This is a genomic window from Pseudomonas sp. COW5 (genome assembly GCF_026240005.1).
Taxonomy (GTDB): Bacteria; Pseudomonadota; Gammaproteobacteria; order Pseudomonadales; family Pseudomonadaceae; genus Aquipseudomonas; species Aquipseudomonas kribbensis.
This window is the reverse complement of record NZ_JAPHVP010000001.1, coordinates 1552692-1576566: the sequence shown is the minus strand read 5'-3', so window position 1 is coordinate 1576566 and position 23875 is coordinate 1552692. Positions and strand designations below refer to the sequence as shown.

Sequence of the window (23875 nt, the reverse complement as noted above, 5' to 3'; positions counted from 1 at the left end):
CGGCCAGGAGCGTCGACACCTTCAGTCAGTTCTTCCTCTCGATCTTGCCCCCGGCGTCGGGGTCATAGAAATCGGGGATGTCATATTTGTATTTCTTCAGCCAGCGCTGCATGGCCAGCTCACGCTCGGTCGCCGTGGCGGCCTGCGGATCGGGGGAGGCGGCTTTGTTGCGGCTTTGCAGTAACAGCCAGCCTTCGGTTTCCTGCTGCTGGGCCGAGGCGGGGCCGGCGTCGATGGCCAGTGCGCCGAGCGGCAGGCTCAACAGACTCATGCAGCACAGTGTTTTGCAGATGTTCATGTGGCCTCCCTGAGGTTCACTTGATCGTCGCCGGTTGCGGGTCGGCCGCCACTGCGACCTGATTGCCGGTGGCAGGTTTTGCCTTGATCGGGGACTTGAGTTTTTCCGCCCGCTCCTGAGCGTCGGTGAACTGTTCCGGCGTCAGATGCGCGCGACTGACGATTTCGGCGGCCTGTTGCCAGTTGTTCTGGTAGATCAGCAGGGTGATCAGGTTCAGCGTCGCCAATTGATTGTTCTGCTTGAGCTCGATGGCCGTGAGGAACTCGAAGCGCGCATCTTCGAGCCGCAGCTGATTGAGGTACACCACTCCCAGGTCGTTGTGGATGTTTTCATTGGTCGGCGCCAGTCGAACGGCCCGTTGCAGATGAGCCTGCGCCTGGCCGTTATCGCCGCGTGCGGCATACAGCTGACCCAGACCGTGTTCGGCGTCGGCACTCAGGCAAGTGCCGAGCAGGCCGCGATACAGCGGTTCGGCTTCGCTGCGCCCCAGCAGACGATAGACCTTGGCCTTGCGCAGACGCACCTCTACAAGGTTGTCGGGCAGGCCCTGCAGGTTGGCCAGGCTGGCGTGCAGCTTGCCGTCGTTGGCCAGATCGTCCACCAGATTCAGAGACAGCTCCTGCTCGGCGCTCAGCTTGCTGCAATTGGTCGGCGCCAGCATGGCGGTCCACGGCGCCTGACCATCGGTTGCGCAACCGCCCAGCAGCAACAGGCTTGCCACCACCATCAGTGCTTTCATCAAACGCTCTCCATGTCAGGACGCAAACGCCCGGGTGATTGCGGTAAATCCGGGGCCCGCCAGTACGATCAGCAAGGCCGGAAACAGGAACAGCATCATGACCACCGACATCTTCGCCGACATCTTCGAGATGTATTCCTGCAAACGCGTCAGGCGGCGGTCATCCAGCAGTTGCTTGAGCGCCAGCAGCGATTTCATCGCGCCGCCGCCCTGTTGAATCAGTTGTTGCAGGATCACGCAGGTGTCGGTGAATTCATCCACCGCCAGCATCACCGCTGCCTTGTTCAGCTCCTGGCCCAGCTCCAGCCCCGAATCGACGCGGGCCAGGATCAGGCGCAATTCGCTGGTCAGTTCCGGCAGCAGCTTCTGCCCCTCGATGCTCAACACACGCAATGCCTGTTCGACCGCCATGCCGGACTCGAACAGGATGCGCAGCAGAGGAATGAACGTCGAAACCTCCACCGAAATGATTTTCTGCCGCCGGGCGGCGGCATAGGCCAGCAGGCGCTTGGGCAGCAGGTAGCCCAGACCGGTGGCGAACATCGGCACCAGCCAGCCCTTGGGCGCCTGGGGAAAGAACACTTCCTGCAGAAACACACCGATGCCCAATGCCAGTAACGGCGTGCCGATCTGGCAGGCGGCAAACAGCGAGCGCTCGCTGGCCCGGCGCCAGCCGAGACGGTTGAGCAGGGTCTGGGTTTCGCTGTCCATGCTCACCGAACGCTGGCCGAACCGGCTGTTGCCCAGCGCTCGCAACAAGGTGCGCAAACGGCTCTCGCGCACCAGATGGCCCTGCAGGCGCTGGTTGACCTGACGTACCCGGCGACGTTCGGTCAGCAAATGGTTGCCGACCAGCAAGAACGCCCCGAGCAGCAGCATGAGACTGGCCAGGATCACCATCTCAGACACTCCTCAACATGCGCCACAGCGCCAGACTGCCGATGACCTGCAACACCACCGCGATGATCAGCATGGTCTGGCCGCCGGGGTCTTTCCACATGCCGAGCATGTAACCGGGATTGGTCAGCATGAAGTAGCTGACGATGATCACCGGCAGCGATCCCAGCACCCACGCGGTCAAGCGGGTTTCGCCGGTCAGGGCGCGCAGCTGGCGGGCACCCTGATCGCGTTCGCGGATCAGTTTGATCAGGTTTTCCAGCAGTTCGCTGGCATTGCCGCCGTAGCGGTGATTGACCTTCAGGCCTAGGGCGAACATGCGCAGTTCGTCCTGTTCGTAGAGCTCGGCAAAGTCGCTCACCGCATCCGGCAGGTTCACCCCCAGTTGCACGTTGCGCTGGACCCGGCCCATTGCGGTCTTCAGCGGATCCTCGCTGGAGTCGATGCCACCCAGCACGGCATCGTTCAGGGTGCGTCCGGATTTGAGGCTGCGCACGGTGTGGTCCAGCAGTTGCGGCAGTTGCTCGATCATGCGGTTGAGCCGGCGGCGATACAGCCACGCGATGTACAGGCGCAACACCAGGGGCGGCGCCAGCATCATGATCAGCAGGCCGATCCACTCGGCGGTCAGGTAACCCAGCATTATCGCGATGGCCCATAACGCCAGCCACAACCCCAGACGCTCGCCGGGGCGGCCCAGGCCGGCCCGCAGGAACATGCGTTCGAGTCCCGTCCAAGTAGTTTTGCCGGGCGCTGTCTGCGGTTGCCCGGCGGCCAGTCGCGTGAGCACCCGTTCGTTGGCGGTTTTGCGCACGCCATGCAGGAACAGGCGAATCGACAGCCCCAGCAGCATCAGGCAAATGACGATGAGAATCACCGGCCCCATCATGACGAAAGCTCCATGCGCTCAGCCCAGGCTCGACTCGTGCCGCAACTTGTCGCCGGCCGGGTTGACCGCTTCGCGAAGGAAGCCGAACCCGGTGCGTCGATCGAGGCGGAACAAGGTGTTGGTGACGTAGATGTCTTCGCGCACGCCGACCACTTCCACCACCTCGCTCACGCAGCGGCGGCCGTCGGGCATGCGGGTCAACTGGATGATCATGTCGAGCGCGGCACAGATCATTTGCCGCAACGTGCGCTCGGCCACCGTGCGACCGGTCAGGCCGACCAGGGTTTCCAGACGCAGCAACGCATCCTGGGCATTGTTGGCGTGGACCGTGCTCATCGAACCGTCGTGGCCGGTGTTCATCGCCGTCAGCACGTCGAGCACTTCGACGCCACGGATCTCGCCGAGAATGATCCGGTCCGGGCGCATCCGCAGGGCGTTGCGGATCAGGTCGCTGGCCTTGACCTCGCCATGACCCTCGGCGTTCGGCGGCCGGGTTTCCAGGCGCACCACGTGCGGGTGGCCGAGCTGCAGTTCGGCGACGTCCTCGATGGTCACCAGCCGTTCGTGAGGGTTGATCAACTGACTGAGAATGTTCAACAACGTGGTCTTGCCGGTACCGGTGCCGCCGCTGATCAGGATGTTGCAGCGCTTGCCCACCGCTTCCTGCAGGCAATCGAAGATCGCCAGGTCGATGGTCTGCATGGCGATCAGGTCGCTGCTCTTGAGCATGTCCTTGCGGAACTTTCGAATCGACAGACACGGCCCGTCAAGGGCGATCGGCGGGATGATTGCGTTGACCCGGCTGCCGTCGGGCAGGCGCGCATCGACCATCGGCGACGACTCGTCGAGCCGTCGTCCGAGCGGCGCGAGAATGCGCTGCATGACCCGTTCGACGTGGTGCGCATCGATGAAGCGCAGGTCACTCTGATGCAGCACACCGTCGCGCTCGACGAATACCCGGTGTGGGCCGTTGACCAGGATCTCGGTCACGGCGCTGTCGCGCAGCAACACTTCCAGCGGGCCGAAACCGGTCAGTTCATCGACGATTTCTTCCGCCAGCCGCTCCATCTCGTAGCGGGAAATCGCCAGGTGCAGACGAGCGATGTATTCGGCGACCTTGTCGGTGACAAACTGCGCCAGCAACTGCCGTGAACCTTCCAGCAGGTTTTTCCCGGACTCTTCGATGGCATCGATGATGTAGCGATGCAGGACCAGTTTCAGGCCTTCGTGGTCGGTGTTGCCCGACTGACCGCGAGCCGGGGCACCGAAAAGTTTTTCCGGACTCATGAGCTGCCCCGCAATCGGTCGAACCAGGTGACCTTGGGTTTGGCCAGGCCTTCGGAGCGTTTGGCCAGTCGTTCGCCAAGCGCCCGCAGGCTCTGGGTGAGTTTTTCCCGGGGAGCCAGTTCAAACAGGCTGACGCCCTGATTCTTGGCATTCAGACGCAGTTCCGGACTCAGGGCCAGCACGGCGATCACTTCCAGATTGAAGGTCTTGCCGAGGGTGTCCGCATCCGGCGCGACGTTGCTCAGATAGCGGTCGACCAACAGCCGTCCGTGATCGAGCTTCATGCCTTTTTCCCGCCACAGGTTGAACATTGCCAGGTTGCGCCGGCAATTGAGCACGTTCTGGTCGGTGTACCAGATCAGCTTGTCGCAATGGCTGACAAAGGTGCGCAAGGCTTCGCTGTCAGGCTGGCCGGTGAGGTTCACGACAATGTGCTGGAAGTGCTGGCGCAAGGCGCTGAGCAGCATGTACAGCTCGGCGGCGCTGGTGCTTTCCAGCGGTTCGTCATTGTCGGCGTACGCGAGAATCCGCAGCCCGGATTCGGCGCTGGTGAAGGCGCTGTCGATCAGCGTCGCGTCGAGTCTGCGCAGGTGGCGCAAGGCATCGCCGAAGTGGAACGAGCTCTCCAGCCCCAGCAGCGCCAGGCTGTCACCACGGGGCAGGCCGAGATCCAGCAGCAGCGTCTGTTGCCCGCTCTTTTGCACCACCAGCGCCATATGGTTGGACAACAGCGCGCCGTCGGAACTGCTCTGCACACCGTACAGTACCGTCAGGCCACCCAGTTGCGTGTTGTGGGTCACCGGCGGCATGCGTTTGCTCAGGCGGCGCACCAGCCCGGCCACTTCGCTGGAGCGCGAACCGTAGGCGACAAAATCCCGTGCCCCGGCGCGCATGGCGTTGAGCACCAACTGATTGTCCATGCCGTCGCCGAGGGCGACGATCGCCAGCATCGGCTTGGCTTCCAGCGCACCTTCGATCAGCGCGCTCTGGGCCACCACGTGTTCACGGTCGAGGCCGACGAACACCAGGCTGGCGAAGGTGACATCCACCAGCGCGAGCAATTCATCGAGGCTGCCCGTACCGGCGCTGACCACTTGCCCCAGCGGCGCGAGCGCACTTTGCAGCCACTCCAGATCAGTGGTGTTGCGGGTGATGGCGAGAAAGGTCTGGCTCAGGCTCTGGCTCATTGGGACAACCCGCTGCGCTTGTCGAAGTTGCCGTTTTCCATGAAGAACATGCGATAGAAGTTCGGGTCGTAGTTGCGCAGTTTTTCTCCCGGCAGCGACGGCAGTTGCGCTTCCGCCGACAGTGGGCGCACCAGATGGGGGGTGACGATCATCAGCAGCTCGCGCTCTTCGCGTTTGATCTGCGAGCTTTTGAAAAACGCCCCGAGCACCGGGATATCGCCGAGCCCCGGAAACTTGTCGACCTGGGAACTGTTGGTGGTGCTGATCAGGCCGCTGATGACAAAGCTCTCGCCATCGGCGAGGGAAATGCTGGTGTCGGTGCGGCGGATGGTCAGCGCCGGCACCGTGGTGCCGGCGATCTGCACCGCATTGCTGAAGTCCAGTTCGCTGACTTCCGGCGCGACTTTCAGGGCAATGCGGTCGTGGCTGATGATCGTGGGCGTCAGGGTCAGGCGGATGCCGAACTCCTTGTATTCGATGGACACGCTGTCGCTGCCGGCGCTGGGGACCGGGATCGGGATCTGGCCACCGGCGAGGAAGCTCGCGCTCTGCCCGTTCAGCGCCACCAGGCTTGGCCGCGCGAGGGTGTAGGCGAAGCCGCTGCCTTCAAGGGCGTTGATGATCGCCATGGTATTGCCGCCGATCCACGAGAAGTTGAACAGTGAGTTATCCACCGGCAGTCGCGGCTGCGGCACACCATCGATGGGCGGCAGTGTCCCGGGGGAGCCGAACAGGAAGTTGCCGCGGGTGCCGATCAGCTTGGCCGAGGCCTGTTTGAGCTTGGTACGGCTGACTTCGACGAAGCGAATATCGGTCTGGACCTGCGAAGGCAGCTGCGCGTCATCTGAAGGCAACGGACCGGCGCCGGTGAGGGCGTTCGTGGCGGCACCCTGGACAAATACCATGCTCTGGCGCGGTTCGCTGGAGCAGCCGGTCCAGACCATCAGGCTGGTGGCACCGGGGGCTACACCCGTGAGCAGGAACGACGAGTTGCCGGTGGCGTGCACGTCAGCGATTTTCGGATCGCCAATGGCCAGGCGGGTGATTGCCACCGGCGATTGCAGATCCTTTTGCCAGCCTTCATTGACTTCGATTACCGGCGGCAAGCGGCTCAGGGCCGAACAGTTGCCGGTGGCGGCCTGGGCGGCGTTGATCGACAGTGCCGTCAACAGTAAGGCCCGGAGCAGGGGATTGAAGGTCGGCCAGAAACGACTCTGCATGCACTTGGATCCTTGCTCTGTCATGGATTCTGTTGGGTGATCTGATTGCCGCGAATCACTTCCACCGCCGGCCGCACTGCGCCGCTGTGCTCGCCGCTGGACGGGACTTTCGGCGCACTGCCGAGGGCCAGCTGGGTGAACTGGAAGAGTTGGCTGTTGGCGGCGACCAGTTTGTCCGGTACCTGGTTTTCGCCGGCCCAGTATTTGGCCAGACGCTGTTCCTCACTGCTGCGCACGGCCAGGCGCAAGGTGCCGACCTGGGTGGCGAGCATCATCCGGCTCAGCAGTTGTTCCGGTACCGCCAGCACCACGGTGCGCGCAGTGATCCGGCGCTGATCCTGTTTGAGCTTGTCGTCGGTGCTCAGCGCGGGTGTGGTCGGCTGACCGTCGTTGGTCAGGCCGTACTGTTCGCCGACGCCGAGTACGCGCATCGCCGGTACTACAATCTGCGCCGACTGCTGCGGGTTGCTGGCGTCCTGGCGCAGGTACAGCAACACATCGACGTAATCGCCGGGCATCAGTTGCCCGGCGGCACCGATCACTTCATCGACCGACACCGCCAGCGCGCGCTCGTCGCTGTGGATCATGCGCGCCAGCGCGCCACCCGCTTCGAAGCTTTCAGCGTTGAGCCAGGTGCCGGCACTCAGGTGACGCCATGGCGTGCGGCCCACGGCCTGATCGATGGCACTCAGGCTGCCGGCGGGGGCGCTGCGCAGTTTTTCGATGGCCAGGTCGGCGGCGGTGAGGGGGGTGAACGGCGGGGCATCATGCACCAGCACCACCACTGGCTGGCGGGTCTGGTCTTCGGCGGCGGCGACAGTCTTTTCCACGGTGACCACCGCAGGCGCCGGTGCCTCGGCAACCGGCGCCGGTTGCCGGCTGAGGACCAGGCCCCAGTAGCCGACGACGATGGCCCCCAGCAGAAGCACGGCGGCAAGACCCATGGTGACACGACTGTTCATGACGGCTCTCCCTTTCCTGCTGCACTACCAGCCCGCACTTCCAACCAAGGGAACATCGCAATCAGGCAGCTATGAACATCCAACTATTTCGCTATTTCCACGCTAGCTGAAACAAGCCAAAACGCCATTACTGGCCGGCAAATAACCTACGAAAGTATGAGTGTTGGCCAATTAGCAGTCGAAATCCGGGGAACGACGAAGCGGTTAATCCTTTGTGATTAATCCGTTCTTACAGTTGTTGACGGGGGCTTTGTTGACAATGCTCAGATAGCACGGTGGAAGCTTTGCCGCTGTCGCGACATCGGCGCCATGGGCGCAAAGGAGTGGACGTATGATTCTCGATTATCTGCTGGCCAGAGCCCGTTTGTTTTTCAAGAGTGAGGAAGGGGCTTCGGCTATCGAGTACGCGATCGTGGTAGCGATGGTGGCGGTGGTGGTCGTGGTGTTCGTGACACCGATGGGCACCAAGGTCTTCAATATTTTCAGCGCGATCCTGACCTCGCTCGGCGGCACTGCCCCGACCAAGCCCGGCATTCCTTGACCGGACGCTCTCTCCCTCTGTCGATGCCTGTCTGCTGCTGAGCAGGAGCGTTCAGGCATTGCTCCGATCATTGGCTTTCCGGTGCCCGGAAAATCCCGGGCATGAAGGAGAATGTCCATGTTCTTCGAATACCTGATGATGCGTGCCCGGTCGTTCCTGGCAAGCACCGAAGCGGCGTCGGCTATCGAGTATGCAATTGTGGTGGCGATGGTCGCCATTGTGGTTGTGGTATTTGTAACGCCGGTAGGCACCAAGGTGCTGGCAATCTTCAACAACATCCTCGTGGCCCTTGGCGGTACGGCACAGACTGCGCCGACGCAGTTGCCCTGACTCGATGGGTGGCAAATCTCGCACTACACTCGGTTCCACCTTCAGTTTCTCAGGGATTGACCAATGACTGCTTCTTCACTGCCCCGCCAACAGTTGCTTCTGGTTGACGATGAAGAGGACGCATTGCTCGAGTTGGCGGAGTTGCTGGAGGGCGAGGGCTTCGTCTGTCATACCGCGACCTCGGTGAAGCTCGCCCTGCACCATCTGACCCGCCATCCCGACATCGCCCTGGTGATCACCGATCTGCGCATGCCGGAGGAAAGCGGCATGTCGCTGATCAAACGCCTGCGCGAACACACCTCGCGCCAGCACCTGCCGGTGATCGTGACGTCGGGGCATGCGGACATGGAAGACGTCAGTGACATGCTGCGCCTGCAGGTGCTGGACCTGTTCCGCAAGCCGATCTATCACGTGCGGCTGCTGGAAACCCTCGACAACCTGTTTCCCAAGCCCAGGGTCAATGTTTCCTGAATCTTGAAGCCGCTGCAGTGACCGTCAGTGGTCTCTAGGCTGACGGTCACTGCAAAAGAACTTCAATCCGGCGCCCGATGGCTACAGCTGATAGCTGAAGCTGATGCTGTAGCGCGGCCGGCGGTTGTAGGTATCCAGCGCTTCATCCGACATGGGTTTGGCCGCTTCCAGGGCGATGTTGTAGTACCTGGCATCGCCAAACCTGAGGCCCACGGCTGCCGATGACAGGCTGTTGGCCTGCACCGGCAACTGGTTGAACCAGCTGCGGGAACGGTCGAGCACGACATAGGGTTGCAGGATGCGCACCCAGTTGCCGTCGCGGTTGAAGCTGTAGTTGATCTCGTAAGCCACGCCCCAGCCCTTGTCGCCGGACGCCTGATCGTCCGGGTAGCCACGGCCGAAGTTCTGCCCGCCAAACACCGCGCGCTCGCTGTCGGGCAGGGTGTCGTCGGTCCAGTACAGCGCGCCGGACAGCACGCCTTGCCAGTTATCGAAGAACTTGTCGCTCTGCACCCCGGAAAGGCGCAGGCGCAGGAAATTGAGATCGATGGCGCTGTTGTTGGTGTGCGCGCCCATGCTGTCCAGCCCTTGATAGACGCCGCCGCTGAGAATCCTCAACTGGCGGGCGTCGGCCTTGCGCCAGTCGCTTTCGAAGGCGAGGGCGCGGATGTCGGTACGCTCTTCGACACTCAACGGATAGCCGATCACGTTATAGCGGGTCTTGTCGTTGACCGCGTACAGGCGCGCGCCGGCGGTCAGCAGTTCGTTCGAGGCGGCAATCAGCGGCAGGCTGAAGCCGACCGAGTAGCGGTCATTCTCGCGGTGGGGCTTGAGCTCCAGGCCATTGTCCAGCGCGACGTTGGTGCCGGGGTCGGCACGGTAGCGCGAGGCGGACAGGTTCAGTTGCGTGCCTTCGGCGTCGAGGAACTGGCTGTAGTCCAGACGGTAGTAATGCTCGTGATCCTTTCCCGGTGGAAACAGCCCGCTGAGCGTCAGCTGTTCGCCCATCGACGTCTGCGAGTTGCTGCTCACACCGAGCAGGGCCTGCGTGCCCTTGCGGTTGTCTTCGGTGGTGCTCAAGGAACTGGTGAAGGGTTTGCGGCTGGCCTGGGCGACCAGCGTGGTCGCACCGTCGGTGGTCCCCGGCGGTGGCACCTGGGCCTGGATCGTGACGCCGGGAATGCGGGTCATCAGGGTGGTGTAGCGTTCGAATGTCTTGCGGGTCAGAGGACGTTCTGCCTGGATTTTCGCCGCCAGTCTGTCGAGCAGTCCCTTGACCCGGCCCACGTCGCCCTGCACCTGCACATCCCGCACATAGCCTTCCACCAGCACTACGCGCGCCACACCGTTATCGAAATTCTGTTTCGGCAGGAAGGCGTAGGACAGCAGATAACCGTCGTTCTGGTAGCGTCGGGTGATGTTGCGGGTGGCTTCGATCAGGTCGGCAAGGCTGGACTCATGGCCGATCAGAGGCTTGTAGATCTCTGCCAGTTCGTTGAGCGGGTAGATCGTGCCGCCTTCGATCTGCACGGTTTTCAGGTTGATCTTCGTGCCCATCATCAACGGCTCGGCCGCTGCGGCACCGGGTTCCGGGACTTGCAGCGGAGCTGCGCTCGGCCGGTAGGCGTCGGCAGGCAGGTTCGGCACCGGCAGATTGCGGATGGTTTCGTTACTGTTGAGAAAGCTGGGCAGGGTGTCGGCGAGGGCGGTGGAACTGAGACTGAGCAACAGCAGGGATGCCATAACGCGCATAGGACACTCCATGTTCAAACCGCAGCACCGGGCAGGGTTTTCCTAAGAAAAAAAGCGGAAGACTCGCGGGAGTCTTCCGCCCTCAACCAAGCGTAGGCGCTGTAGGTTCGGCCGTCGAATCGGCCAGGTGCAATTCAGCGTTTGTTGCCGCCCAGTGCGCCAGTCAGGCCACCGAGTACGCCGCCCAGACCGCCAGCGGTGCCAGTGCCGGTACCACCGGTGGATGCGCCACCGTTGACCAGCCCACCGACCGCCGCCACGGTACCGCCCACGTTGCTGACCAGGCCACCGACGGCGGTGGTGACCGGGTTGTTGGTGGCGGCGATGGCGCCACCGAGATTACCCACCGCACCGCCGACCTGGCTGGTGATGCCGGCCACCGGAGTACCGAGCCCGGTGGCGCTGCCGACGTTCTGGGTCAGGTTGGTGACGGCGCTGGTGACTGGCGCGAGTCCGCCACCGACAGTGCCACCCAGCGTGGCCAGTGGTGTAGTGGGTGCAGTGATCGGTGTGCCCGAACCACCCAGTACGGTGTTGAGCGAAGCCACGGTATTGCCGACCGAAGCCAATACGCCGCCAGGTGCGCCGAGTGCGCCGTTGCCAGTTGCCAGTCCGGTGCCGACGTTTGACACCGCGCCGCCGACGGTCTGCAGCAAGCCATTGTTGCCGAGCCCGCCACCCACGCCGGTGCCCGATCCGGTGCCGTTGTCCACCAGCCCGCCGGCCTTGCCCACGGCAGTGCCGACATTGCTCAGGGCGCCGCCGACGGTGTCGGTCAGGGCGTTGCCGTTACCGGCCGCGGTGACGTTGTCGCCCACGCCGTCGACGGTGCTGCCGACTTTCTGCAGCAGGCCGTTCACGGGATTACCCAGTCCGGTGGCGCTGCCAAGTTTGTCGGTGGTGCTTTCGACCATGGCGATCACCGGTACGAGGCCGTTGCCGACGTCTTTGGTCACCGAACCGAGTGGGCCGGTGGTTGTGGCCGTGCTCAGGGTGTCGCCGAGCATGGTGACTTTTTCACCTACCCCGTTGAGCAACGGCGCAACTTTGGTCACCACGCCGCCGACCACGGGAACGCTGCCGGTGGCGGTGGCCAGTTTGCCGCTCAGGTCCGATACGCCGTTGCCGACATCCTGCACCACGCCGCCGACCGCCGAGGCGGTGACACCCAGGCCGTTGTCGGTGGTGCCGAGTTTGCCGAGACCGTTGGCCACGCCATCGCCCAGCGTAGTCACCACGTTGCCGGCGGTTTTGGCAGCGCTTTGCACCACACCGCCGACCACGGGCACACCACTGAGGGAGTCACCGACCTGACCGACACCGCTACCGACACCGGCAACAGTGCTGCCGACATCCTGCACCAGCGTCGAGGTGACCAGTGCCTGCGGTGTGCTCGGGTTGGTGGGGTTGGTCGGATCCGTCGGGTTGGTTGGATTAGTCGGATTGGTCGGGTCGGTGGTGCCGGTGCCGCCCGTTCCGCCCGTTCCTGCAGTGCCGCCGGTCCCGGTCGTACCGCCGCTGCCGCTTGTTCCGCCAGTGCCGGCGGTGGAACTGTCCGGAGTCGAGCTGCTGGAGCTGCTGTGATGACCGCCACCACCGCTGCTGCAGCCGGCCAGGCCGAGGGAGAGGATCAATGCCAGCGCTGTTGCCGATTTGCACCACACTTGAGTTTTCATGATGGTAATTCCTTGCACCTGTCACAACGTTCGTTGTCTTCGATGGCCCGCCGATTCTGCCGCCGGCAATGCCTTCGCCCGTTGTGCCCATATCAATCGCAAGGCTGGATCCACACCATTCTCGAGTTGGTATTAACGCCTTTATATAGATTGGTGAACGTGCTGCTTAACGACTAATGCCGAGGATATAAACGCGCAAAAAAAAGCCTTGAAAATCAAGGCTTGATATTTGACTTGCGGACGGGTGGCGGGCGTAAAAACTTAAGTTATATACACAATTAATCATGTTGCTCCGCTGTAATCCGCCTCCCGCCAGGGACGGGAGAGCGGCCGAAGCGGCGTATCGATTCAGGCAATCGGTTGCCAGTTGCCGACCATGTGTTCCAGATCCCCGGCGCCGATCAGACGCAATTCACCGCTGGATCCTGCAGCGCTTGCGAACAATGACACCTCGCTCGGCAGGCGTACAGGCTTGCGAAAATGCACGGTGACTTCCAGATTGGCCCGGGGCAGGTGATCCGTCAGTGCCGCCAGCGTACGGGCCTTGTTCCACAGGCCGTGGGCAATGGCGGTAGGGAAACCGAACAGCTTTGCACTGGCCGCGCTCAGGTGGATCGGGTTGTAGTCGCCGGAGACTTTGGCGTACTGCCGGCCGATGTCTGCCGGGGCTTTCCAGTGCGCCACCTGCATCAGTGGCAGCGCGGGTTCCCAGGTTTGTTCAAGCGCTTGGCCATCGAGTTTCACGCCGCGACAGAGCATCCGGCTTTCGGCTTCCCATAGCGGGCCGAGCTGATCGTCGAGAGTGGTCAGCAGGTCGAACGTCGCGCCTTTCGGATGGGGTTGCAGGTTGTGCACCCGAACGCTGACCTGCGCCCGACTGATCCCGCCCATCGGCCGCAGCACGCGAATGCGGTTGCTCAGATGGATCAATCCCAGCAACGGAAACGGAAAGTCCTTGGCCGTAAGCAGTTGCATCTGCAACGCAAACGCCAGGACGTGTGGATACGTCGGCGGCAGCAGTCCGTCATCGGCAAAACCGCAGACCTTGCGATAGGCCGCCAGACGTTTGCCATCGACGTCGACCCAGCAGCGCAAGCCGCTGTCGGGCAGCGTGGTGCCGGTAATTTTGCGCCGGGTCGCCGCCCGGACATACAGCCCGGGCAGGCTCGGCTCGCGGTGCAGCGTGTGCCATTCGATGCTCATGCCTAAGCCCCCAGAACACTTTGTCCACAGACCCGTAGCGCCTGCCCGGTGAACGCGCCAGTGCCCGGTTGCGCCAGCCAAGCCACGGCTTCGGCGACGTCTTGCGGCAGGCCACCCTGGCCCAGCGAACTCATGCGTCGTCCGGCTTCGCGCAGGCCGAACGGAATGTGCGCGGTCATTTGGGTTTCGATGAAACCTGGCGCCACGGCGTTGATGCTGATGCCGCGTTCCAGCAGCGTTGGTGCCCAGGCCTGGGCCAGTCCGATCAGTCCGGCCTTGCTCGCCGCGTAATTGGTCTGCCCGCGATTGCCGGCAATGCCGCTGATGGAGGCCAGCAGAATCACTCGCGCGTTATCACGCAAGGTGCCGCTGTCGAGCAGGGCCTTGGTCAGCACTTGCGGCGCGTTGAGGTTGACCGCCAGCACCGCGTCCCAGAACTCGGGCGTCATGTTGGCCAGGGTCTTGTCGCGGGTGATGCCGGCGTTGTGCACCAGAACGTCGAGCCCGTCCGGCAACTGTTCGATCAGTTGCGCGGCAGCGTCTTCGGCGCAGATGTCGAGGGTGATGGCACGGCCGCCGAGGCGCGCGGCCAGGGCTTCCAGATCGGTTTTCGCTGGCGGTACGTCAAGCAGGATCACTTCGGCGCCGTCACGGGCCAGGGTTTCGGCGATGGAGGCGCCGATGCCGCGAGCCGCGCCGGTGACCAGCGCCTTGCGCCCGGCCAATGGGCGCGTCCAGTCGGTTACCGGTGTGGCGCAAGGATTCAGGCGAATCACTTGCCCGGAAACGAATGCACTTTTCGGCGAGAGGAAAAACCGCAGCGGCCCTTCAAGCTGATCTTCGGCGCCTTCGCCCACGTAGATCAATTGCAGCGTGCCGCCGCTGCGCAACTCCTTGGCCAGCGAACGGGAGAAACCTTCAAGTGCCCGTTGAGCACTGGCGGCAAACGGTTCACGCAGGGTTTCCGGGGCGCGACCGAGGATCACCAGATGCGCGCTGTTGTCGAGGTTCTTCATCAGCGGCTGGAAGAACTCGCGCAGTTGCTTGAGCTGGTCGGTGTGCTGCAGATCGCTGGCGTCGAACACTACAGCCTTGAGCTTCGGGCCATGGCCGGGAATCCATTGGGTGGCGGACGCAGGCTGGTCGCCGTAGCGGTAAATGGCATCGGTCAGCCGGTTGGCGAAGGCGCTGACCCGTTCGGCCAGCGGCCCGCCGCCGATCAGCAGCGCGCCCTCCACCGGCCGCAGGCGCCCGGCCTGCCAGCGTTCCAGCCGCACCGGCGACGGCAGGCCCAGGGCCCCGACCAGACGGTGGCCGATGGACGAGTTGGCGAAGTCGATATAGCGGTCAGACATGGAACGCTCTCCAGAAGATGGGGTTCAAAGTGTGGACTGCGAAGGGCAATCAATCGTTCGATCCACACATTTAGGCCTACGCTAGAACAGCAGAGTAGTTTGCCCCCGGTGTTTTTGGGGCCCGGCGGGATTTTCAGTGCCCGATTTTCAGACTGGATATTTCACAAGGAGTTTTTCATGAGTCAGCTGCGCCGCGTCGCGATCATTGGTGGCAACCGCATTCCGTTCGCCCGTTCCAACGGCCCGTACGCCACCGCGAGCAATCAGGTGATGCTCACCGCTGCCCTGGAAGGCCTGATCGAACGCTACAACCTGCACGGCCAGCGCATGGGTGAAGTGGTCGCGGGGGCGGTGCTGAAATTGTCACGGGATATGAACCTGACCCGCGAATGTGTGCTCGGCTCGCGTCTGTCACCGGCCACTCCGGCCTATGACATCCAGCAGGCCTGCGGTACCGGTCTGGAAGCGGCGCTGCTGGTGGCGAACAAGATCGCTCTCGGCCAGATCGATTGCGGCATTGCCGGCGGTGTCGACACCACGTCGGACGCGCCGATCAGCGTCAGCGAAGGCCTGCGCAAAATCCTCCTGCAAGCCAACCGCGCCAAGACCACCGGCGACAAACTCAAGACTTTCCTGCAATTGCGTCCGAAACACCTGATCCCCGAATTCCCGCGCAACGGCGAACCGCGCACCGGCCTGTCGATGGGCCAGCACTGCGAGCTGATGGCGCAGACCTGGAACATCCCTCGCGAGGAGCAGGATCAACTGGCCCTCGAAAGCCACCACAAACTCGCCGCGTCCTACAGCGAAGGCTGGCACAACGACCTGATGACGCCGTTCCTCGGCCTGACCCGCGACAACAACCTGCGCCCGGACCTGACCCTGGAAAAACTCGCGACCCTGAAGCCGGCCTTCGAGAAAAGCGCCAAGGGCACGCTGACCGCCGGTAACTCCACACCGCTGACCGATGGCGCGTCGGTGGTGTTGCTCGGTAGCGAAGAATGGGCCAAGGAACGTGGCTTGCCGATCCTCGCGTATCTGCGCGACGGCGAAGCGGCGGCGGTGGATTTCGTCAACGGCGCCGAAGGGCTGCTGATGGCTCCGGTGTATGCGGTGCCACGCTTGCTGGCGCGCAATGGGCTGACCTTGCAGGATTTCGACTACTACGAAATCCACGAGGCATTTGCCGCGCAGGTGTTGTGCACATTGAAGGCCTGGGAGGATCCGGAGTACTGCAAGACCCGATTGGGGCTGGATGCGCCGTTGGGCTCGATTGATCGCAGCCGTTTGAACGTCAAGGGCAGCTCGCTGGCGGCGGGGCACCCGTTTGCCGCGACGGGCGGGCGGATTGTGGCGAACCTGGCGAAGTTGCTCGATGCGGCGGGGCGGGGGCGAGGGTTGATTTCGATTTGTGCGGCGGGGGGGCAGGGGGTGACTGCCATCATCGAGCGCTAGAAGAGCAAAAGCTTTCCCTCACCCTAACCCTCCCGAAACGTCGGACCGCCCGGAGGGAGAGGGGACTGATTGGGGGATGCTTCAGAAGTACGCCGACCTGAAAGAACGTTGTTGAATCCGTAATCGACTCGATCTTTCAGGTCGATGTATGACGCAAGACACCTCGGTCGGCTCCCTCTCCCCCCGGGAGAGGGCTGGGGTGAGGGCGCTTTTCAGGCTGCCCCCCAATCTCAAGTCCGGAACCTGCGCACCAACCCATCCAGCTCATTCGACAACCCCGCCAGACTCTGCGAATCCAGCCGCGCCGAATTCGCCAGTTCCGCCACCAACTGCGCATCACCATGAATCTGGCTGATATGCCGATTGATGTCTTCGGCCACCTGATGCTGCTCTTCCGCCGCCGTGGCGATTTGGGTGTTCATGTCGCGAATCACATCCACCGATTCGCGGATCTGACCAAAGCTTTCCCGCGCCTCGCCGATCCGTGCCACCGATTGCTGCGACACATCGAGGCTGGCGCGCATCTGCTGGGTCACGGCGCTGGTGCGCTTGGCGAGATTGCCCAGCAGCCCGTCGATTTCCGCCGTCGAATCCGCCGTGCGTTTGGCCAGCGCGCGAACCTCATCGGCTACCACCGCAAAACCACGTCCCTGCTCACCGGCCCGCGCCGCTTCGATGGCCGCGTTGAGTGCCAGCAGGTTGGTCTGTTCGGCGATGGAGCGGATGGTGCCGAGGATCGACTGGATGTCGTTGCTGTCGCGTTCCAGTTGCTGCATCGACTGCGCCGACTGTTCCAGCTCCTGGCTCAGTTGATCGACGCTGTGCACCGCCGCATCGATCTGCTGCTGACCTTCGCGGGCCTGGCGCTGGCCGCTGTCGGCCGACTCCGCGGCCTGGCTGCACGAGCGGGCGACTTCGTTGGCGGTGGCGACCATTTCATGGAATGCGGTCGAGACCATGTCCACGGCTTCACGCTGGCGTCCGGCGGCTTCTGCCATGTCGCCGGAAACCCGGGTCGAACTCTGCGAAGTGGCGAGGATTTTCCCGGCGGCACCGCCGATGTGCTGGATCAGGCTGCGGATCGCGGTGAGGAACTGATTGAACCAGTTGGCCAGTTGCGCGGTTTCGTCGCTGCCACGGATGTCGAGGTTCTTGGTCAGGTCACCTTCGCCCTGGGCGATGCCTTCCAGACCGCTGGCCACGCTGCGGATCGGCCGCACGATCAGGCTGGCGAAACTGGCGCCGACCACGGCGAAGATCACCGCCAGCACCGCCGCGATGATTGCGATCAGCCAGGTCAACTGGGTAGCCGAGCTCATTACGTCGTTCTGTTTGATCAGGCCGATGAAGGTCCAGCCCAGCTGTTCCGACGGCCAGACGTTGGCCATGTAGCGCTCGCCGTTGAGCTCGACTTCCACCAGGCCCTTGCCGGCCTTGGCCAGTTGCGCGTAGCCCTCGCCGAGACTGTCGAGGCGTTTGAAGTTGTGCTCGGGCTGCTTCGGATCGACCAGCACCGTGCCGGTGTTTTCCATCAGCATCAGGTAGCCGGTTTCGCCCAGCTTGATCTGTTTGACGATTTCAGTGAGCTGCTTGAGCGAAACGTCGATGTTGACCACGCCGCCCTGGGCGCCCAGCTGATTGGCTACCGCGCGCACGGTGCTGACCAGCACCGCATCGTCGCCGGCCCAGTAGTAGGCTTCGGTGCGCAGGGTCTTGCCCGGGTTGGCCATGGCGGTCTTGTACCACGGACGTGTGCGCGGATCGTAGTTGGACATTTTCGGATCGCCCGGCCAGAACGCGTAGCCACCGCTGTTCAGGCCATAGGAGACATAGGAATAGGCCGGGTGGGATTTGGCCAGGCTTTCGAACAGGGCAAACAGCTGCTTGTCGATTTCACCGTCGCGTGTGTCGTCGGCGTTGGCGCTCATGCGGCTTCTTACGCTGCCATCGGCGCTCTGGACCAGCGGTTGCGCCGCCAGGTAGTCGACGTTCTGGCTGATGCCGTCGAAGAACAGCTGCATGGCATTGCTGACCTGTCGGATCTCGCGCCCGCTGCTGTCGACAAATCCTTCCCGGGCATCGCTGCGCAGGTTCAGTACCACCAGGGTGGCGACCAGCACCACGGGCAAGCAGGCGATGATTGCAAACGCCCAGGTCAACTTCTGTTTGATGTTCATCCGCGCTCCAGATTTTCTTGTAGGCCCACGCAGTGCAGATGACTCGCGGTTTTTTGGCAGCCGAAAAACGTTGTTTGCCACTCTTTTCCTTGAGTGCGACATCGAAGTTTTTTTGAACGATTGTCGGACAAATTCCTCTGTCTCTGAGGAATTCGGCTGCCGAAGAGGGAAATTGAGGCTAGAGGGGAAAAATCTTACGAAGCGAGTGCGACCGGATGTCAGATTCTGTCGCAAATGCCCTCAAGTCCTTGCGCCAACAAGTTCGACAGGCTCGGCTATGATTCGCAGCGGTCGATACAGGAATGGTGGATTGACGTATTTGATCCGGCACAGTGTGTGCATCCACAGCTTCACAGGTCGGCAACCCTTCCCCGTGATGCGGGGATTGCCGTATAACGAGTGACATTCGCGTGTTTGGCAATAAAGGACCCACAATAAAAGCTGATGAAGACTCCAAAACGCATTGAACCCCTGATCGAGGACGGTCTGGTCGACGAAGTGCTGCGTCCACTGATGAGTGGCAAAGAAGCAGCTGTTTATGTGGTGCGCTGCGGCAATCAGTTACGTTGCGCAAAGGTCTACAAGGAGGCGAACAAACGCAGTTTCCGCCAGGCGGCCGAGTACCAGGAAGGCCGCAAGGTTCGCAACAGCCGACAGGCCCGGGCGATGGCCAAGGGGTCCAAGTTCGGGCGCAAGGAAGCGGAAGACGCCTGGCAGAACGCCGAAGTCGCGGCGCTGTTCCGTCTGGCCAATGCCGGGGTGCGGGTGCCCAAGCCGTACGACTTCCTCGAAGGCGTGCTGCTGATGGAGCTGGTGGCCGATGAATACGGCGATGCCGCGCCGCGTCTGAACGACGTAGTGCTGGAGCCGGATCAGGCCCGCGAATATCACGCGTTCCTGATTTCGCAGATCGTGCTGATGTTGTGTACCGGTCTGGTGCACGGTGACCTCTCGGAGTTCAACGTGCTGCTGACACCGACCGGGCCGGTCATCATCGACCTGCCGCAAGCGGTGGACGCCGCCGGCAACAACCACGCGTTCAGCATGCTCGAACGTGACGTCGGCAACATGGCGTCGTACTTCGGCCGCTTCGCCCCGGAGCTGAAGAAAACCCGATACGCCAAGGAAATGTGGGCGTTGTATGAAGCGGGTACGTTGCACCCGGCCAGCGTGCTGACCGGCGAGTTCGACGATCCCGAGGACCTGGCCGATGTCGGCGGGGTGCTGCGCGAGATCGAAGCGGCGCGTCTGGACGAGGAGCGCAAGCAAGCGATCCGCGCGGCAGAGGATGCGCCGAAAGGCAAATCCGACGAACCGCCTCCGCCACCGTGGATGCAGTGAGCATCTGAAAAAGAAAACCCGGCTTCGGCCGGGTTTTACACATTCAAGGATTGATTGTGACCACCACCTCCCGCAATGCCCGGCTGATCATCACGGCCCGATTGATTTCCGATTTCGGCGCTTTCCTGAACATGGTGGCGCTGGCCACTTATGTCTACCTGCTGAGCAACAGTGCCATGAGCGTCGGGGTCTTCCTGGCCAGTCGCGTGGGCGGCGGGATTTTCGCCAGCCTGATCGGCACCGCGTTCTATCGCCGATGCAGTGGTCGCTGGCCCTTGATTGCCTTCGATCTGCTGCGCGCCGCTGTGCTGGGGTTGCTGCTGATCGTGCCGGTCGGCCAGCAGGCATCGCTGTTGCCGTTGATCGCGTTCGGTCTGGGTTTTGGCAATTCGATGTTCGCCATCGGCCTCAACAGCCAGTTGCCGCGATTGATCGAGCCGGCGCAGTTGCTCAAGACCAATGCGTGGATCACGTCCGCCTCTTCCATGGCGATGGTCGGCGGCAGTCTGGTGTCGGGGTTGATGGTCGCGGGATTTGGTTTTGATACGGTGTTCGCGCTGAACGCGGTGACCTATCTGTTGGCGGCAGTGTTGATTGCGCCGCTGCGGTTCAGCGCACCGGAGCCGGTGCTCGAATCCAGCGCTAAACAGGGTGAATGGTCGGCTTTGCTGCAAGGCCTGCGCAGCGCTCCGGTGGTGGCCGCGATGCTGGCGGTGACCATGGCTGACACCCTTGGTAGCGCTGCTCACAACGTCGGTTTCCCGATCATTTCCAGACTGCTGACGCCGGATTCAGCCAGCACCACGCTGGGCCTGATGCTGGCGGTGTGGGCCGTCGGCAAACTGCTGGGCGCGCGGATCGCCAGTCGCTTGAACGGCTCGGAAAACATTCATCTGGAGCGCCGCTATTTCGGCGGCGTGCTGTTGATGTCCTGTGGCTTCATCCTGATGTTCCAGCAGCACAGCGTCGTCGGGCTGTTGCTGTTTTCGCTGCCGGCCGGATTGGGCGATGGGTTCTCGGAAGTCGGCCTGATGTCACGGCTGCAACGGGAGCCTGAGCCCCTGCGTCTGCCGATCTTCAGCTTTCTGACGCTGTTGCAGATGACCGGGTTCGGTGTCGGCATGCTGATCGCCGCGCCGTTCTATGAATGGTGGGTGCCGGGTGCCGTGGTGCTGTTGTTCCACGGCATTCCCCTCGTCACTGTGCTGTCGATGAAGATCCTGTTGCTCAGACGCGGGCAGGTTGCGCGCAGCAGCCAGACGCCAGTTCCTTGAGGATCGGGCAGTCCGGGCGATGGTCGCCGTTGCAGTGCTCGACCAGGTCCTGCAGGGTGTCGCGCAGCTCGCCGAGTTCGCGAATCTTCTGATTCAGCTCGTCGATATGCTGGCGGGCCAGGGCCTTCACATCGGCGCTGGCGCGCTGGCGGTCCTGCCAGAGGGTCAGGAGCTTGCCGACTTCCTCCAGCGAAAACCCCAGGTCCCGGGAGCGCTTGATGAAGGCCAGTGTGTGCAGGTCATCGTCGCCGTAGACGCGATAGCCGCTGTCGGTGCGATGGGCTGCCTTGAGCAGGCCGATCGACTCGTAATAACGGATCATCTTCGCACTCAGGCCACTGTGGCGGGCCGCTTGGCCGATGTTCATCGGTTGTCCTCCAGATCCTCGGGTTTCCAGGTTTTCAACAGTAGCGCATTGCTCACCACGCTGACGCTCGACAGGGCCATCGCCGCGCCGGCCAGCACCGGATTGAGCAAGCCGAACGCCGCCAGCGGAATGCCGATCAGGTTGTAGACGAAGGCCCAGAACAGGTTCTGGCGGATCTTCGCGTAAGTCTTGCGGCTGATCTCCAGCGCTGCCGGCACCAGTCGCGGATCGCCACGCATCAGGGTGATGCCGGCGGCGTGCATGGCCACGTCGGTGCCGCCGCCCATGGCGATGCCGATATCGGCAGCGGCCAGCGCGGGGGCGTCGTTGATGCCGTCGCCGACCATGGCCACGACACCGGTTTTCTTCAGCTCGGCGACGGTGGCGGCCTTGTCCGCGGGCAGCACTTCGGCGTGGACGTTTTCGATGCCCAGCGCTTCGGCGACGACGCGGGCGCTGCCACGGTTGTCACCGGTCAGCAGGTGGCTGTGGATATTTCGTGCTGCGAGTTGCTGTACGGCATGCAGCGCGCCGGGCTTGAGGGTGTCGCCGAAGGCGAACAGACCGAGTACGCGGGGAACGGGGTTTTGTTCGATCAGCCAGGACAGTGTCCGGCCTTCGGTTTCCCAGACCTGGGCGGACTCCGCCAGCGTGCCGGCGTCCAGACCGGTTTCCTCCAGCAGCCGACGATTGCCCAGCGCCAGGCGCCGACCGTCGAGATGGCCGGCGATGCCGCGACCGGTCAGGGACTGGCTGTCGCTGACATCCGGCACTGTCAGATGGCGTTCGGCACAGACATCCAGCACCGCTTTGGCCAGTGGATGTTCACTGCCGCGTTGCAGCGCGCCGGCCGCTGTCAGCAGGGCATCTTCGTCACCGTCGATCGCACTTAAATGCGCGATGCGTGGGGTGCCGGAGGTCAGGGTACCGGTTTTGTCGAACACCACGGCGCTGACTTCATGGGCACGTTCCAGTGCCTCGGCATCCTTGATCAGAATCCCGTGGCGCGCGGCCACGCCGGTGCCGGCCATGATCGCGGTCGGTGTCGCCAGACCAAGAGCGCAGGGGCAGGCGATCACCAGCACCGCGACGGCGTTGATCAGCGCGGTTTCCAGCGGCGCGCCGTACAGCCACCAGCCAATCAGCGTGGCGAGGGCCAGCAGCAGAACCGTCGGCACGAACACCTGACTGACTTTATCCACCAGTTTCTGGATCGGCGCCTTTGCGGCCTGAGCGTCTTCCACCAGACGGATGATCCGCGCCAGCACGCTTTCCGCACCGAGCGCCGTGGTGCGCACCAGCAGGCGGCCTTCGCCGTTGATCGCGCCGCCGGTGACCTTGTCGCCCGGCTGCTTGGGCACCGGCAGGCTTTCGCCGCTGATCAGTGCTTCGTCAGCGTGGCTCTGACCTTCCAGCACTTCGCCGTCCACCGGGAAACGTTCGCCGGGTTTGACCATTACGAGATCGCCGAGGCGCAGGGCGCTGATGGCAACGTCCTGTTCGCGGCCATCGATGACTTGAATCGCCCGCTCAGGCCGCAAGGCTTCCAGGGCGCGGATGGCGCTGGCGGTCTGGCGTTTGGCGCGGCTTTCCAGGTATTTGCCGAGCAGCACCAGCGCGATGACCACCGCAGAGGCTTCGAAATACAGGTGCGGCATGCCCTCGGTGGCAGTGGCCCATTCATAGAGACTCAGACCATAACCGGCGCTGGTGCCCAGGGCCACCAGCAAGTCCATGTTGCCAGCCCCGGCGCGCACGGCTTTCCACGCGGCCACATAAAAACGTGCACCGAAGATGAATTGCACCGGAGTGGCGAGGGCGAATTGCGCCCAGGCCGGGAGCATCCAGTGGATGCCGAACGGTTGCAGCAGCATCGGCAACACCAGCGGCAAGGCGAGGGCGATGGCGCAGATCAGCGCCCAACGCTCGTGGTTCAGGCGTTGCTGGCGATTGTCGGTTTGAGGGTGCTCCAGTTCGAAGAGGCTGGCCGAATAACCGGCCTTGCTTACGGCGGCGATCAGGGTTTGTGGGTCGACTGCGCCGAGCAGCTCGAGGTGGGCGCGTTCGTTGGCGAGATTGACGCTGACACTTTTCACCCCCGCAACCTTGTTCAGCGCGCGTTCGACACGACCGACGCAGGAGGCGCAGGTCATGCCGTCGATGTTCAATTCCACGGTTTGCTGCGGCACGCTGTAACCGGCGCGCTCAACCGCTTCCATCAGCGCCGGCAGGCTGTCGCCGGGCGCCTGTACCCGGGCCTGTTCGGTGGCGAGGTTGACGCTGACGGCACTGGCGCCGCTGACTTTGCTCAAGGCGCGCTCGACGCGGCCGGCGCAACTGGCGCAGGTCATGCCGCTGATGGGCAGATCGAACGTGATGGAATCGGACATCGGTCGTACTCCCTGTAGTGGATGCCTACAGGATCAACCTTGCCATGCTGGCAAGGTCAAGCGC

Annotated in this window: 21 protein-coding genes; 6 read left to right on the top strand and 15 right to left on the bottom strand. The window is 63.0% G+C overall.

Annotated elements, in window-relative coordinates:
- Nucleotides 1-25 precede the first annotated feature (25 nt).
- From OQ248_RS07215 to cpaB, 8 genes are read right to left on the bottom strand one after another with little or no spacing between them, the layout of a single operon-like run.
- Nucleotides 26-298, bottom strand: coding sequence for a DUF3613 domain-containing protein (locus OQ248_RS07215; RefSeq protein ID WP_085711249.1), 273 nt, complete (start codon nucleotides 296-298; stop codon nucleotides 26-28).
- A gap of 16 nt (nucleotides 299-314) precedes the next feature.
- A complete protein-coding gene (locus OQ248_RS07210) occupies nucleotides 315-1037 on the bottom strand; it encodes a tetratricopeptide repeat protein (protein WP_265812436.1) in 723 nt (240 codons plus the stop codon).
- Nucleotides 1038-1052: 15 nt separating this feature from the next.
- Nucleotides 1053-1937, bottom strand: coding sequence for a type II secretion system F family protein (locus OQ248_RS07205; RefSeq protein WP_265812435.1), 885 nt, complete (start codon nucleotides 1935-1937; stop codon nucleotides 1053-1055).
- 1 nt (nucleotide 1938) lies between these two features.
- Nucleotides 1939-2823 (bottom strand): type II secretion system F family protein, encoded by an 885-nt coding sequence (locus tag OQ248_RS07200; protein WP_265812434.1) that lies wholly within the window; start codon nucleotides 2821-2823, stop codon nucleotides 1939-1941.
- An 18-nt stretch (nucleotides 2824-2841) separates the two neighbouring features.
- Nucleotides 2842-4110, bottom strand: coding sequence for a CpaF family protein (locus OQ248_RS07195; RefSeq protein WP_265812433.1), 1269 nt, complete (start codon nucleotides 4108-4110; stop codon nucleotides 2842-2844).
- Nucleotides 4107-5297 carry a pilus assembly protein gene (locus OQ248_RS07190; protein ID WP_265812432.1) on the bottom strand — a complete coding sequence of 397 codons (1191 nt, stop codon included), beginning with the start codon at nucleotides 5295-5297 and terminating at the stop codon, nucleotides 4107-4109. The genes OQ248_RS07195 and OQ248_RS07190 overlap by 4 nt, the downstream gene beginning before the upstream one ends.
- Complete coding sequence (locus OQ248_RS07185; RefSeq protein ID WP_265812431.1) at nucleotides 5294-6517, bottom strand: type II and III secretion system protein family protein; 1224 nt, start codon at nucleotides 6515-6517, stop codon at nucleotides 5294-5296. Before OQ248_RS07185 ends, OQ248_RS07190 begins: the two co-directional genes overlap by 4 nt.
- Before the next feature lie 20 nt (nucleotides 6518-6537).
- The gene (gene cpaB, locus OQ248_RS07180) at nucleotides 6538-7479 is read right to left on the bottom strand and encodes a Flp pilus assembly protein CpaB (RefSeq protein ID WP_265812430.1); all 942 of its coding nucleotides are present in this window, start codon (nucleotides 7477-7479) and stop codon (nucleotides 6538-6540) included.
- A 331-nt stretch (nucleotides 7480-7810) separates the two neighbouring features.
- Here cpaB and OQ248_RS07175 point away from each other — a divergent pair, with 331 nt between their 5' ends.
- From OQ248_RS07175 to OQ248_RS07165, 3 genes are all read left to right on the top strand, one after another.
- The gene (locus tag OQ248_RS07175; protein ID WP_085711257.1) at nucleotides 7811-8020 is read left to right on the top strand and encodes a Flp family type IVb pilin; all 210 of its coding nucleotides are present in this window, start codon (nucleotides 7811-7813) and stop codon (nucleotides 8018-8020) included.
- A 117-nt stretch (nucleotides 8021-8137) separates the two neighbouring features.
- Nucleotides 8138-8350 carry a Flp family type IVb pilin gene (locus tag OQ248_RS07170; RefSeq protein ID WP_265812429.1) on the top strand — a complete coding sequence of 71 codons (213 nt, stop codon included), beginning with the start codon at nucleotides 8138-8140 and terminating at the stop codon, nucleotides 8348-8350.
- A gap of 63 nt (nucleotides 8351-8413) precedes the next feature.
- Nucleotides 8414-8821, top strand: a complete 408-nt coding sequence (locus tag OQ248_RS07165; RefSeq protein ID WP_085732763.1) for a response regulator — start codon at nucleotides 8414-8416, stop codon at nucleotides 8819-8821.
- 81 nt (nucleotides 8822-8902) lie between these two features.
- Here OQ248_RS07165 and OQ248_RS07160 read toward each other — a convergent pair whose 3' ends face one another.
- From OQ248_RS07160 to OQ248_RS07145, 4 genes are all read right to left on the bottom strand, one after another.
- Complete coding sequence (locus OQ248_RS07160) at nucleotides 8903-10573, bottom strand: POTRA domain-containing protein (RefSeq protein ID WP_265812428.1); 1671 nt, start codon at nucleotides 10571-10573, stop codon at nucleotides 8903-8905.
- 134 nt (nucleotides 10574-10707) lie between these two features.
- Nucleotides 10708-12249 (bottom strand): collagen-like triple helix repeat-containing protein, encoded by a 1542-nt coding sequence (locus tag OQ248_RS07155; RefSeq protein ID WP_265812427.1) that lies wholly within the window; start codon nucleotides 12247-12249, stop codon nucleotides 10708-10710.
- Between the two features lie 348 nt (nucleotides 12250-12597).
- The gene (locus OQ248_RS07150) at nucleotides 12598-13452 is read right to left on the bottom strand and encodes a MaoC/PaaZ C-terminal domain-containing protein (RefSeq protein WP_265812426.1); all 855 of its coding nucleotides are present in this window, start codon (nucleotides 13450-13452) and stop codon (nucleotides 12598-12600) included.
- 2 nt (nucleotides 13453-13454) lie between these two features.
- Entirely contained in the window at nucleotides 13455-14807 is a 1353-nt protein-coding gene (locus OQ248_RS07145) for a 3-oxoacyl-ACP reductase (protein ID WP_265812425.1), read from the bottom strand.
- 177 nt (nucleotides 14808-14984) lie between these two features.
- Between OQ248_RS07145 and OQ248_RS07140 the strand changes: the two genes are divergently transcribed.
- Nucleotides 14985-16262 carry an acetyl-CoA C-acetyltransferase gene (locus tag OQ248_RS07140; RefSeq protein ID WP_085711264.1) on the top strand — a complete coding sequence of 426 codons (1278 nt, stop codon included), beginning with the start codon at nucleotides 14985-14987 and terminating at the stop codon, nucleotides 16260-16262.
- Between the two features lie 230 nt (nucleotides 16263-16492).
- Here the strand turns inward: OQ248_RS07140 and OQ248_RS07135 are convergent, their stop codons facing one another.
- Nucleotides 16493-18439, bottom strand: coding sequence for a methyl-accepting chemotaxis protein (locus tag OQ248_RS07135; RefSeq protein WP_265812424.1), 1947 nt, complete (start codon nucleotides 18437-18439; stop codon nucleotides 16493-16495).
- Between the two features lie 444 nt (nucleotides 18440-18883).
- On the opposite strand from OQ248_RS07135, the gene OQ248_RS07130 reads away from it, so the two are divergent.
- Entirely contained in the window at nucleotides 18884-19780 is an 897-nt protein-coding gene (locus tag OQ248_RS07130; RefSeq protein ID WP_085711266.1) for a PA4780 family RIO1-like protein kinase, read from the top strand.
- A gap of 56 nt (nucleotides 19781-19836) precedes the next feature.
- Entirely contained in the window at nucleotides 19837-21054 is a 1218-nt protein-coding gene (locus tag OQ248_RS07125; protein WP_265812423.1) for an MFS transporter, read from the top strand.
- Here OQ248_RS07125 and cueR read toward each other — a convergent pair.
- Both cueR and OQ248_RS07115 read right to left on the bottom strand, forming a co-directional pair.
- Nucleotides 21008-21421, bottom strand: a complete 414-nt coding sequence (cueR, locus tag OQ248_RS07120; RefSeq protein WP_265812422.1) for a Cu(I)-responsive transcriptional regulator — start codon at nucleotides 21419-21421, stop codon at nucleotides 21008-21010. The genes OQ248_RS07125 and cueR overlap by 47 nt on opposite strands.
- Nucleotides 21418-23811, bottom strand: coding sequence for a heavy metal translocating P-type ATPase (locus OQ248_RS07115; RefSeq protein ID WP_265812421.1), 2394 nt, complete (start codon nucleotides 23809-23811; stop codon nucleotides 21418-21420). Before OQ248_RS07115 ends, cueR begins: the two co-directional genes overlap by 4 nt.
- Between the last annotated feature and the right edge of the window lie 64 nt (nucleotides 23812-23875).